The 13,266-nt window shown below is 38.3% G+C and carries 11 protein-coding genes; 10 read left to right on the forward strand and 1 reads right to left on the reverse strand.

Translation table 11 applies throughout. From position 1 onward, the window contains the following. Window positions 1-266 precede the first annotated feature (266 nt). The 10 genes from ABXT69_RS04060 (at window position 267) to ABXT69_RS04105 (ending at window position 12,184) form a co-directional block, all read left to right on the forward strand. Window positions 267-1,499 carry an ABC transporter substrate-binding protein gene (locus ABXT69_RS04060; protein ID WP_416679409.1) on the forward strand — a complete coding sequence of 411 codons (1,233 nt, stop codon included), beginning with the start codon at window positions 267-269 and terminating at the stop codon, window positions 1,497-1,499. Between the two features lie 80 nt (window positions 1,500-1,579). Next, a complete protein-coding gene (locus tag ABXT69_RS04065) occupies window positions 1,580-2,467 on the forward strand; it encodes a carbohydrate ABC transporter permease (protein ID WP_114115398.1) in 888 nt (295 codons plus the stop codon). A gap of 2 nt (window positions 2,468-2,469) precedes the next feature. Beyond that, window positions 2,470-3,318 (forward strand): carbohydrate ABC transporter permease, encoded by an 849-nt coding sequence (locus ABXT69_RS04070; RefSeq protein WP_114115399.1) that lies wholly within the window; start codon window positions 2,470-2,472, stop codon window positions 3,316-3,318. Next, window positions 3,318-5,399: an alpha-galactosidase gene (locus ABXT69_RS04075; RefSeq protein WP_416679543.1), complete on the forward strand. Its 2,082-nt coding sequence runs from the start codon at window positions 3,318-3,320 to the stop codon at window positions 5,397-5,399. Before ABXT69_RS04070 ends, ABXT69_RS04075 begins: the two co-directional genes overlap by 1 nt. Further along, window positions 5,396-7,111 carry an IlvD/Edd family dehydratase gene (locus ABXT69_RS04080; protein ID WP_416679412.1) on the forward strand — a complete coding sequence of 572 codons (1,716 nt, stop codon included), beginning with the start codon at window positions 5,396-5,398 and terminating at the stop codon, window positions 7,109-7,111. Before ABXT69_RS04075 ends, ABXT69_RS04080 begins: the two co-directional genes overlap by 4 nt. Further along, window positions 7,111-7,881, forward strand: a complete 771-nt coding sequence (locus tag ABXT69_RS04085; RefSeq protein WP_416679414.1) for an SDR family NAD(P)-dependent oxidoreductase — start codon at window positions 7,111-7,113, stop codon at window positions 7,879-7,881. The genes ABXT69_RS04080 and ABXT69_RS04085 overlap by 1 nt, the downstream gene beginning before the upstream one ends. Before the next feature lie 6 nt (window positions 7,882-7,887). Next, window positions 7,888-8,799 (forward strand): 2-dehydro-3-deoxygalactonokinase, encoded by a 912-nt coding sequence (locus tag ABXT69_RS04090; protein WP_416679417.1) that lies wholly within the window; start codon window positions 7,888-7,890, stop codon window positions 8,797-8,799. 10 nt (window positions 8,800-8,809) lie between these two features. Then, window positions 8,810-9,415: a 2-dehydro-3-deoxy-6-phosphogalactonate aldolase gene (locus ABXT69_RS04095; protein WP_416679419.1), complete on the forward strand. Its 606-nt coding sequence runs from the start codon at window positions 8,810-8,812 to the stop codon at window positions 9,413-9,415. Further along, the gene (locus ABXT69_RS04100; RefSeq protein WP_416679421.1) at window positions 9,412-10,275 is read left to right on the forward strand and encodes an SMP-30/gluconolactonase/LRE family protein; all 864 of its coding nucleotides are present in this window, start codon (window positions 9,412-9,414) and stop codon (window positions 10,273-10,275) included. The genes ABXT69_RS04095 and ABXT69_RS04100 overlap by 4 nt, the downstream gene beginning before the upstream one ends. A gap of 7 nt (window positions 10,276-10,282) precedes the next feature. After that, window positions 10,283-12,184, forward strand: a complete 1,902-nt coding sequence (locus tag ABXT69_RS04105) for a beta-galactosidase (RefSeq protein WP_416679423.1) — start codon at window positions 10,283-10,285, stop codon at window positions 12,182-12,184. Between the two features lie 6 nt (window positions 12,185-12,190). Here ABXT69_RS04105 and ABXT69_RS04110 read toward each other — a convergent pair whose 3' ends face one another. Continuing rightward, a complete protein-coding gene (locus ABXT69_RS04110; RefSeq protein ID WP_416679425.1) occupies window positions 12,191-13,249 on the reverse strand; it encodes an ABC transporter ATP-binding protein in 1,059 nt (352 codons plus the stop codon). Between the last annotated feature and the right edge of the window lie 17 nt (window positions 13,250-13,266).

The raw sequence follows: 13,266 nt of genomic DNA on the forward strand, positions 1-13,266 counted from the left end.
CATATTTTTTAATCTGTGCCCTTAATAAAAAGACTCGTATATATTTTACACTTTAAAGTTTGTTTTTTTTAAGAAGCTGATTGCCCGTATTTTAGTGACTTCTTTTAGTTTAGTTTCATATAGTGGAACGATGTGCTATTATATGGACAAATGTATTCACATGAATTCATATTTATGTATACTTTAAGATGATTTGACATATAGGCGTAAACACGTCACAAGAGATATGTAATCAATGAGGTTTTTTATAATTTAGGAGAAAAATAATGAAAAAAATATTTAAAAATCAAATAGCTCTTGCTCTAGCCGGTATATTGGCTGGAACCTCTGCTATTGCTGGAACACTTGTCATTAATGGTGACACGTCTGATCCAGCGCCAAAGGCGGCATTTCAAGCTGTTATTGATGGCTTTGAAGCTGAGAATCCAGACGTAAACGTTGTTTACAATCTTTTTGATCATGAAGGCTATAAGGCAGCTATCCGTAACTTTTTAACTGCTGACGCTCCAGATATAGCTTTCTGGTATGCAGGTAACAGAATGGCTCCATATGTTGATGCTGGGCTTTTTGCTCCAATTGATGATGTTTGGGCTGAGCAGGGTCTTTATACTCTAATGAAATCATCAGCTGCAGGTATGACTATGGATGGTAAGAAATGGGGTATTCCATTTTCATACTACCAGGTAGGAATGTACTATCGTCAAGATATCTTTGAAGATTTAGGTATTGCTGTTCCTAAAACTTGGGATCAGTTCATGTCAGCTAGTGCCACACTTAAAGCAAATGATATTACTCCAATAACAATTGGTACTAAATATTTATGGACTACTGGTTGTATCTTTGATTACTTAAATCTTAGAACAAATGGCTATGATTTCCATATGGATCTTGCAAATGGAAACGTTGCTTGGACCGATGACAGAGTGCGCGCTACTATGGCTAAATATAAAGAGCTTGTAGATAAGGAATACTTTGATGAAAATCATGCTTCATACACTTGGCAAGAAGCCTTAGGTCCTCTTGCTTCTGGTGAGGGTGCAATGGTTTGTATGGGTAACTTTGCAGTGGCTCCATTACGTGAATTAGGTTTGGATGATTCTCAGTTAGGTTTCTTCCAGTTTCCAGAAATTACTCCAGGAATTCCTATGGCAGAAGAAGCTCCAAGTGATACACTTCACTTAACTGCGAATGCTAAAAACCCTACTGATGCTAAGCGTTTTCTAGCTTATGCTGCGCGTGCTGATGTTCAAACATCATGGAATGCAGCGCTTGGTCAGTTGCCTACTAATTCAGGTGCTGAAGTTGCTGATGATAAGTTTATTAAAGCTGGATTTGAACAGCTAAATAATGCGTCAGCTCTTTCTCAGTATTTTGATCGTGATATTCCTGCTGAAATGGCTGCATTAGGTATGGAGTCTTTACAAGAGTTCATGGTTAAACCTGAGCGTCTAGAGAAGATTCTAGAGCGTTTAGAAAAAGCTCGTCAAAAACTTTATTAAGCAATAAAGTTTTACTATGTCCCGTGTTCAAGTATTCTTGGCACGGGACTTTTTTTTAATATTTTTAATATTAAATAGTTATGTATTCTTATTGGAAAAATAATCAATTAAAGTTAACACCTTGGATTTTTCTAGCTCCTGGCATTTTTATGTTTTGCCTGTATGTTATTTTTCCAATTTTTCAATCTATAAGTCTAAGTTTTTATGATTGGGACGGGCTTGGTGAAAAGACTTATATTGGTGTTGAAAACTATATAGAACTTCTCGATGATGAGGATTTTTATACATCTTTAAAAAATAATTTAATATGGTTGATTCTAACCTTTGTTGCAATCCCAGCAGGCTTATTTTCAGCGCTATTTTTAAACCAAACAGTAAGAGGCATAAGATTTTATAAGTCTCTATTTTTCTTTCCATTTGTAATTTCTCAAGTTGTTGTTGGCATGGTTTTTAGTTGGTTTTATGATCCTACAAATGGACTTTTGAATCAAATGCTTGAAGGAATGGGATTTAATCCAGTGGCGATATTGGCAGACGAGGATTATGCTACTTATGGAATTATTGCTGCTAGTTTATGGCCCCAAACTGCATATTGTATGATTTTGTTTTTAACAGGACTTAATTCTGTAGATCCAGAACAAATTGAAGCAGGCCGAATAGATAATGCAAGAGGCTGGAGAATGTTGTGGTACGTAATCTTGCCCCAATTAAAGCCTGCAACTTTTATCGCTGTGGTTGTTACAGTAATTGGAGCACTAAGATCATTTGATTTGATTTCAGTTATGACTAGGGGTGGTCCATGGGGATCAACACGCGTTTTAGCTTATTTTATGTACGAAAAAGCTTTTTCAGAGTATGGATATCGAATGGGCTATGCGGCTGCAATTGCTGTTATTTTGCTTGCTATAATGATGGTTTACATTGCAATAATTCTTTATAGAATGTACCGCACTGAGAAAGGAGTTTAGCGATGTTTCCAACCCCAATTGAAAGAACAAAACCATTAACACGAAGACTCTATAAAATTGCATTACCTATTTCAATTATTATTTGGCTGCTTCCACTTATTGCAGTTGCTTTAACTTCAATTCGATCTGGGGCAGATATTAATTCTGGCAATTATTGGGGAATGCCAACTTCCTTTAATTTAATTGAAAACTATACTTTTATATTTACTGACTCCCCAATTGCATACTACATTCTAAATAGTTTTAAAGTTACTATTCCAACTGTTATTGGTGCTTTAGCTATTTCAAGCCTTACAGGTTTTGCGCTAGGTGTTTATAAATTTAAACTTAATTTATTAGTATTTTTTATGTTTGTAGCAGGAAACTTTATTCCTTTTCAAATACTGATGGTGCCAGTTAGAGACTTGTCACTCTCCCTCGGGCTTTACAACACAATATCTGGTCTTGTAGCTTTTCATATTGCCTTTCAATCTGGCTTTTGTACTTTTTTTATGCGTAACTTTATACGTGCACTTCCTTTTGAGTTAATTGAGGCTGCAAGAGTTGAAGGTGTGTCGGAGTTTAAAATTTTCTGGTACATCGTATTGCCATTAATGCGCCCTGCATTAGCTGCTTTATCAGTACTAATTTTTACTTTTGTGTGGAATGATTTTTTCTGGGCATTAGTTTTAACTCAAGGTGCAGACACTATGCCAGTTACTGCTGGCATAAATTCTCTTAATGGGCAATGGATTACCAATAACCATTATGTTGCAGCTGGTTCAATAATTGCTGCACTTCCACCAGTTGTGATGTTCTTTTTGATGCAAAAACACTTTATAGCTGGACTAACGCTTGGATCTGTTAAGTGATTAATCAATGGCGCCTTGATACTCTTGATCAAACTTTGGTTTTATTATCTTTGAATAATAGGCTTCCATGCGTTATATATTGGGGTCGTCGTTTACCTGACAATGAAAATCTTAACTCCTTATCTACTGCAGTGGCTAAAGATTGGGGGGACAACTTACTGGATAAAGTTCCAGAGTTATCTGTCTTACCTGAGCAGTCTGCAAATTTTCCAGGACAGCTTGGATGCAAAATGAGAGGCCTTGATGGAATGATTCTCTCTAGTAACTTTGTTTTTCTAAAAGACGAAGCAAAAGACAACTCATTGTCCTTAGTTTTTTTGGACAAAGCCATAGAGCAAACATATACATTGACAATCATTTCCTTTGAAGAAAGTAATACGTTTGGCCTTAGTGCCAAAATTGACAGCAAAAAGCCAATATTTATGGACTGGTTTTCTGCTCCAGTAATTCTAGCACCTCAAAATAGTAATGAAATGATTGACTATGGAGGTCAATGGGGTGGTGAATTCAGAAGCCAAATAACTCCATGGGTAACTGGTACTCATCTGCGTGAGTCAAGGTCTGGAACAACAAGTCATGCAAATTTCCCTGGCCTTCTTATTCCAACCATTGAAAGCTCAGAGAATTCAGGGTCTTGTTATGGTTTTCACTACGGCTGGTCTGGAGGTCATCGTATGATTGCAGAGCAACTTCCAGATGGTCGCAGGCAAGTTCAATTTGGCAATACTGAAAATAGTGATTTAATTTCTGGAAATAGCTTCGAAACAGCAAAGCTATATATTAGCCATTCTAGTAACGGAATTAGCGGGGTTGGTAAGTCATTTCGATCTCACGTAGCTAATTCAATTATTAAGGCACCTAAGGACAATGTTAGGCCTGTTCATTACAATTGCTGGGAGGCTATATATTTTGATCATAATATTGACCAATTAAAAGAAATAGCTAGCCTTGCTTCTGAAATTGGCGCTGAAAGGTTTGTGCTGGATGACGGCTGGTTTAAAGGACGTGATAGTGCTAACTCTAGTCTTGGTGACTGGGATGTAGACAAGAATAAATATCCTAAAGGATTGCAACCATTAATTAGCCATATCCACTCTCTTAAAATGTCTTTTGGTTTGTGGTTTGAGCCTGAGATGGTTAGCCCTAATAGTGATCTTTATCGACAGCACTCTGAATGGATAATGGGCCACAAAGATCAAACTCTTGGACGAGATCAGTTGGTTCTTAATATTGCCATAAAAGATGTTGAAGATTACCTTTTTAAGAAAATTTCGGCATTGTTAACTGAGTACCCAATTGAGTATATTAAGTGGGACCATAATCGAGTTCTACCTTATCCCGATGCTTCGCAAACAAAAAGCCTGTATGTTCTTCTAAAGCGAATTAGATTGGCGCATCCAAAAGTTGAGATTGAATCCTGCTCATCAGGAGGTGGACGAATAGATTATGGCATTTTAGAAAATACACAAAGGGTTTGGTTGTCTGATAGTAATGATGCAATTGAAAGGTTACGTATTCAGCATGAGGCAATTTTATGGCTGCCTACTTCGATAACGGGCAGTCATGTTGGGCCAAAGGTTTGTCACACTTCTGGGCGTGAACTTCCACTAGCTTTCAGAGCGTGGGTGGCAGCTCAAAGGCATATGGGATTTGAGATGGATCCTCGTGAACTGTCACCTTCAGATAAAGCACTACTAAAAGCCGTTACTAACTGGTGGAAGGAGAATCGTGAGTGGATGAAAGATGCAAATATTTTACGATTACCATGTGACGATAAAAGCGTAACTGCTGAAATTCAAATTAATTCAAGTGAGAATCACTTTGTTGTTTTCGCTGGCCAAAATGCCTTATCAGAATTTAGCTCACCAGTTCCATTGGTCCTATCTGGGCTAGACTCAATGGCAATGTATAATGTCTCGTTATACAACAAAAATCATATCAACTCTCTTGGTAAATCAAATGGTGGTCTTTTGCAAAAAACATTGAAGCTTAGTGGGCAATTTTTAATGAACCATGGACTGCAGTTACCTAAAGCTTTTCCAGCTAGCATGATGGTAATAGAAGGGGATAAGGCTGCATGAGTAAAACTAACAAGCGTCGATCATCGAATTGGTATGGAAAAATGGATAAAGATGGTTTTATCCATCGAAGTTGGATGAAAAGCCAAGGATTCCCAGACCATGTTTTCGATGGACGCCCAATAATTGGTATATGCAATACTTGGTCTGAGTTAACCCCATGTAATGCAGGTTTAAGAACTTTAGCTGAAGGCGTTAAGAGGGGTGTTTGGGAGGCAGGAGGTCTGCCACTTGAGTTTCCTGTAATGTCATTAGGTGAAACCCAAATGAAACCAACCGCAATGCTTTTCCGAAATCTTTTGTCTATGGACGTCGAGGAAAGTATTCGCGCTTATGGAATTGATGGCGTTGTTTTACTTGGTGGCTGTGATAAAACTACCCCAGGACAATTAATGGGGGCAGCAAGTGTCGATTTGCCGACAATTGTTGTTTCTTCTGGCCCTATGCTTAATGGTAAATATAAAGGCCAAGATATTGGTTCTGGAACTGATGTTTGGCGCTTTTCTGAAGATGTCAGGGCGGGTGATATGTCTTTACAAGATTTTATGTCTGCTGAGACAGGAATGAGCCGCTCATCGGGGGTTTGCATGACAATGGGGACTGCATCCACAATGGCAAGCTTGGTTGAAGGGATGGGCTTAAGTTTACCAACGAATGCGGCTATTCCAGCGGTTGATGCAAGGAGAATGGCTCTTGCGCATATGACAGGAAAGCGCATCGTAGAAATGGTGGAAGAGGGTTTGAACTTATCTAAAGTTTTAACAAAAGAGAGCTTTCAAAATGCGATTACATTGAACAGCGCAGTTGGCGGTTCAACGAATTCAGTAATTCACTTGTTGGCTTTAGCGGGAAGAGCTGAAATTGAACTTACTTTGGAGGACTTTGAGAAAGCGGCAGATATACCGCTTCTTGTTAATTGTATGCCTTCAGGTAAGTATCTAATGGAAGATTTTTGTTATGCTGGTGGAGTTCCTGCAGTATTGGAGCAAATTAAGAATCATATAAAACCTGCAAATACGATTTTAAATAAAGACATAACTAATTACTTTAAAGGCGCTGAAACATTCAATGAGGACGTTATTCGGCCAATAAATAACCCACTGAAGCCTGCTGCAGGTTTAAAAGTCTTGAGAGGGAGTTTAGCTCCAAATGGAGCAATTATTAAGCCTGCTGCTGCAACAGAAGAATTGTTAAAGCACGAAGGTTTGGCTTATGTATTTGAAGACATTGAAGATCTAAAGGCTAATATTGATAGACCTGACCTTGCAGTAACAAAAGATTCTATTCTAGTTTTAAAGGGGTGCGGGCCAAAGGGCTATCCAGGAATGCCTGAGGTTGGTAATATGCCAATACCAAAGGTATTAATTGAGCAGGGTGTTCGAGATATGATACGTATTTCAGATGCTCGAATGTCAGGCACTGCCTTTGGAACTATAGTGCTTCATGTGTCTCCTGAGGCAAATGTAGGTGGCCCTATTTCAATAGTTGAGACTGGTGACCTTATTCGGCTTGATGCTTTTAATGGAGTACTTGAGCTTTTAGTTGCAGAGTCTGAAATTGATAAACGTCTTAAGGCAAGGAAAGAGCCAAAAGTAAATTACACCCGTGGATACGCAAAACTTTATATTGATCATGTCATGCAAGCTGACAAAGGTGCAGACTTAGACTTCCTAGTAGGCAAAGACACTCGCCTTCCAACACGAGAATCTCATTAATGAATAATTACGCAATTTTTAAAGATTTAGAGGATGCTTCAGTTTTTATAACTGGAGGAGGCTCAGGAATAGGAGCTTCATTGACTGAAGGCTTTTTAGCCCAAGGCGCTAAAGTTGCTTTTGTACAGAGATCAGATTGTGATGAATTTCTAGATGAAATTTCCTCAAAATATAAATATAATCCCTTATTTATTAAATGTGATATTACTGATATTGATGCTCTAAAGTCTGCAATTTCAGATGCTAGCAAGGCTAATGATGGAATTAATGTGCTTATAAATAATGCCGCTAATGACACACGCCACACCCTTGATGCTATGACAACAGAAGAATGGGATCAGTCAATTAATATCAATCTAAGGCCTCATTTCTTTACAGCACAGGCTGTAGCGCCTTTTATGAGAACTCAAGGTGGCGGCAGTATTATTAATTTTTCATCAAACTCTTACATGATGGGCAATGCAGGCTTGCCTGCTTATGTTACTTCTAAAGCTGGTATTACAGGCCTAACAAGAAGTTTAGCGAGAGAACTTGGTGTTGATGGTATTAGAGTGAACACATTAATCCCAGGTTGGGTTTTAACTGAAAGACAGCTAAAGCTTTGGGCAAATGAAAAAGATTTAGCAATTCACATGGATAAACAATGCATTAAGGAACACTTATTGCCTAACGATTTAATTGACTCCACTTTATTTTTAGCTTCGAATGCATCACGAATGATGACTGGCCAAGCTTTAGTGATTGATGGCGGCGTAGTAGTTACAGGATAAAAAATAATGAGAGATATTAAAGCTAAATGGATTGCTGCAGATTGGGGGACAACCCATATGCGCGCTTGGGCTATTGACAAAAAAGGCGAAGTTCTTGCTTATAGTGAGTCGAATGAAGGCATGAAAGATCTCCAGCAGAATGAGTTCGAGCCAGTATTATTGCGTCTTATTGAAAGCTGGCTTGATAGCGAAAAAGTAACATCTGTTATGGCCTGTGGAATGGTTGGTGCTCGTCAAGGGTGGGTTGAAACGCCGTATTTAAAGACTCCATGCGTTCCTATCGATAAAGATCAACTTACAGTTGCTAGGACCAAGGATTCACGGATACAAGTTAACCTAGTTCCTGGAGTAATGCAGCATAAGCCTGCAGATATTATGAGGGGTGAGGAAACTCAAATTGCTGGATTTATTAAAGAAAATCCAAGCTTTGATGGTATTGTTTGCCTTCCTGGTACTCATACCAAATGGGTAAATGTAAGGGCAGGTCAGATAGAAAATTTTAGAACTTTTATGACGGGTGAGCTTTTTGGAGTAATTTCTAACAACACTTTAATTAAGCACTCAATTGACTCAGAAGGGTGGGATCAAGTTAGTTTTGATAACGGAGTTATCAAGGGTTTTGACAACCCAGGTCTAATTGCTTCGGATCTTTTTTCATTACGATCTGAATCAATAGTTAATGATTTAGATTCTAACTCTGCAAGAGCAACTCTTTCTGGATTGCTATTGGGAGTTGAGCTTAACGGAGCAATAAGCTACTGGAAAGATAAAAATGTCATCCTTATTGGCTCTGAGCTTCTAACTAATAATTATCAAGAAGGATTAAAAATACTTGGTGGTGAAAGTCATGCTTTCAGCCTTGAGGCTGCTACTTTATCAGGACTGACCTCTGCTTATATGGAGTTGCACTCTGAATAAGAGTAAGAATATGAATAGAAATATAATTGCTATATTACGAGGTGTTAAATCAAAAGAGGTTCTTGATATAGCTCATGTTATTGTTAAAGCCGGAATAAGCCAAGTCGAAGTGCCTCTTAATTCACCTAGTGCTTTTGAAAGTATTGAGCTGCTTCGTGATGAATTTGAAGGATCAATTCAATTTGGTGCTGGAACAGTAACAGATATAAAGCAGGTTGAAGTCCTTGCTAAAATTGGTGTAAATTTTATTGTTTCGCCTAATTTTAATCCTGATGTTGTTAAAGCAACTAAAGAGGCAAATATATTGAGCTATCCAGGAGTTATAACTCCAACAGAGTGCTTCTCTGCAATACATTGTGGAGCTGATGGTTTGAAGTTTTTTCCAGCCTCTCTTATTGGAGAAGACAATTTAATCGCATTAAAGGCTGTTTTGCCAGAAGATATACCTCTTTTCATGGTTGGCGGTGTTGGTCCAAAAAACTTTTCATCTTGGATTAAAGCCGGTGCTACTGGTTTTGGAATAGGATCAGGGCTATATAAGGCTGGCGAATCATCTGAAATAGTTTCTAAAAAAGCTGAATCAATTGTTTTGGCTTATGATGAAGCGCAAAAATGATAAGTGACTATCTTCCCTTAGATTCGTCTGATTTGGGTGAAGGCCCATTATGGCATCCAGAACTAAAGTCTCTATTCTGGTTTGATATAAATTCCTTTAAGATGCATAACTGGAATAACTCTAAACTTAAAACTTGGGTATTTTCTGAGCCAGTTTCAGCTGCAGGATGGATTGATGAGGAGCATTTAATGGTTGCGACTGCATCCTCATTAACTAAACTTACCTTAGCAACTGATGAAAGAGAGGTGGTTGTTGATTTAGAGGCTGATATGGTTCACACCCGATCAAATGATGGGCGCGCTGATCCATGGGGCGGTTTTTGGATCAGTACAATGGGACTTAATGCGCAAGCAGATGCTGGTTCTATTTATCGCTTCTATAAAGGTGAGCTAAGACAGTTACACCAAAATATTACAATCCCTAATAGCATTTGCTTTTCCCCAGATAAAAAGTTTGGATATTTTGCAGATACACGTAAACAGAAAATTTGGAAGCAGAAATTAGATGAATCTAATGGCTGGCCTTCTCATGAGCCAGTTATTTTTGTTGATCTGGAGCCTCAAGGTCTTCGTCCCGATGGCTCAGTATGTGATAGTGAGGGATTTCTATGGAATGCGCAGTATGGCGCCTCTAGGCTGGCAAGATATAGTTCTAATGGTCAATTAGATCAAGTAGTTAACTTTCCAGTTTCCCAGGTTACTTGTCCTGCTTTTGGCGGCGACTCATTAAATACTATTTATACTACTTCGGCCTATCAGAATTTAAATAATGAAAATTTAAAAGTTGAGCCTTTAGCTGGTAAAGTATTTTATTTTCAATCAGAGATAACTGGTTTAGCTGAATATCAAGTTAAATTATGAGAATACTATGATTCCAAAACTAGGAAGTTGTTATTATCCAGAACATTGGTCACAGACTCAATGGGAAAAGGATGCTAAGGATATGATAGAGTCAGGCTTAACTTGGGTTCGAATAGGTGAATTTGCCTGGAGCCGATTAGAGCCTGAAGAGGGTGCTCAAAATTTTAAATGGCTTGACCAAGCTATTCAAGTATTAGGAAATGCTGGATTGAATGTGGTTATGAGCACTCCAACTGCAGCTCCTCCAAGGTGGGTTGTAGATAAATGGCCGGATATGCTACTAGTTGATTCTGATGGACGTTCTCGTAAATTTGGCTCAAGAAGACACTACTGTTTCTCTCATCAAGGCTATCTCCAGGAGTCATCAAGGATTACAAGGCTTGTTGCAAAGCGATATGGAAAAAACTCTTATATTAAAGCATGGCAATTAGATAATGAATATGGATGTCACGACACTACGTTGTCTTTTAGTACTTCATCAGAAAGCTCGTTTAAACTTTGGTTATCTAATAAATATAAGACGATTGAAAATCTTAATGAGGCTTGGAGTAATGTCTTCTGGTCGATGGAATACAATAGTTTTGAGCAGATTGAATTGCCAAATCTAACCATTACTGATGCCAATCCTATTCACGAATTAGACTTCAGAAGGTTTAGCTCTGAGCAAGTAGTTAAGTTTAACCGCGCCCAAGTTTTAATAATGCGCGAACATACAAAAATGCCACTTATTCATAACTATATGGGAAAAATTACAGATTTTGATCATTATGAAGTAGGCAATGATTTAGATATTGCTAGTTGGGATAGCTATCCTTTGGGCTTTTTAGAAGATCGATCAACTCAAAATGAAGACTTTAAACTTAAATTTATGCGCTTTGGAGATCCTGATTTTCAGGCATTTCATCATGACCTATACAGGACTGTTGGGCGCGGCCGTTGGTGGGTAATGGAGCAGCAACCAGGACCCGTGAATTGGGCTCCTTACAACCCTGAGCCTGCTCCCGGAGCGGTTAGACTTTGGTCTTGGGAGGCCATTGCTCATGGTGCAGAAGTGATAAGTTATTTTCGCTGGAGACAGGCTCCTTTTGCTCAGGAACAAATGCACGCTGGTCTGCAAAGACCTGATGGTGAAAGCACACCCGGTTTAACTCAAGCTTCTCAAGTTAATTCTGAGTTAAAAGAATTTAATGGCATTCAGCAAGTTCAATCAAAGGTCGCTATAATTTTTGATTATGAAAGCTGTTGGGCATGGGAAATTCAGCCTCAAGGTAAAGACTTTAGTTATTTTGAATTAGTTTATGAATACTATAAGGCTCTTCGAAGCCTTGGTTTATCAGTTGATATACTCCCTCCAAATCAAAAAGATTTAACTGGATATAAAATTGTACTTGCTCCTGGATTAATGCATTTTGATACAGATCTTAAGGCGGCAATTCAATCCTTTGAAGGCGTTTTAATTTCAGGCCCAAGATCTGGCTCAAAAACATTAGATATGACTATTCCAAAAGACTTGCCACCAGAAGTTCCTGGTGTTGTTGGCACCGTTGCTAGTGTTGAGTCTTTGAGGCCAAATGCCAGTATTTCAATTAAAGCTGGAGGTAGTTTTAATCGCTGGATGGAAACTTTAGTAGATTGTGATAATGTTATTGAGGAATGTGAGGATGGCCGTCCAGCACTCATTGGACAAACAAATAGACTGTATTTAACGGGTTGGGGTAATCAGGAGGCGTTAACAAGAATATTTAGGGGTACTTGTTTATCGCAAAATATTTCTACAATGGATCTGCCTGATTGCGTTAGAGTTCGTGAAACACATAAACATCGATTTTGGTTCAACTACAGTGAGAAAGAAACGAATGTCAGTTCAGTTAGTCTTCCTCCTTCTGGGGTTTTCTGGGAACCTCTTTAAGAAAGGTTATTTGACTCGAAGTTCGGTTTTAGGGTCAAAAAATAGGGCCGAAGTTGTGTTTGCCTCTATTCCAACTTTTGATCCTGTTAAGGGTAATTTTTCCTCTCTTGATTCTACAACCACTCTTTCACCACTCAAGGTTTTTAAGTAAACATACGAAATGTCTCCAAGAGCTTCAGTGAATTCTACTTCAAGATCTCCTGACTTAGTGAGCTTTAATTGCTGAGGCCTTAATCCTACAATTAACTCTGATTTAGATGAGGCAACTGCTTTACTTACTTTGATTTTTGAGGACTTAAGATTAGGTATTGTTAGCTTTGAATCAACAATATTTCCTTTTAAAAAATTGATTGTTGGTGAGCCAATAAAGCCTGCAACAAAAATATTTTGTGGATCTTCATATAACTCTAATGGTTTACCTACTTGCTGAATTAAACCCTCTTTTAGAACGACTATTTTATCAGCTAGCGTCATTGCTTCTACTTGGTCATGGGTGACATAAATGATAGTTGTCCCTAGTTCACGATGAAGACGAGAGATTTCAACGCGCATTTCAACCCTAAGTTCCGCATCAAGATTTGATAAAGGCTCATCAAATAAAAATACTTCTGGACCCCTTACAATTGACCTTCCAATGGCAACTCTTTGTCTTTGTCCACCTGACAAGGTTTTAGGCTTTCTATCCATGTAATCTTCAAGGTGCAAAATACTCGCAGCATCATTAACTTTCTTGTTAATTTCATCAGTAGGAACTTTTGTCATTTTAAGACCAAAGCCCATATTTTCTCTAACCGTCATATGTGGATATAAAGCGTAAGATTGAAAAACCATTGCAATACCCCTGTCCGCTGGATGCATGGTAGTGACATCTTTATCACCAATATGAATCTCACCAGTGGTTACTTCTTCAAGGCCAGAGATCATTCTGAGTAATGTTGATTTTCCACAACCTGATGGCCCAACAAAAACACAAAATTCACCGTCCTCGATTTCTAAATCAATTCCATGGATAACTTGCAATTTATCGTATTTCTTTGTCGCTTTAGATATCTTTAATGATGCCATATCAAAGGTGTCCTTAT

Source organism: Candidatus Pseudothioglobus sp. Uisw_016 (assembly GCF_048087635.1).
Lineage (GTDB): Bacteria > Pseudomonadota > Gammaproteobacteria > PS1 > Pseudothioglobaceae > Pseudothioglobus.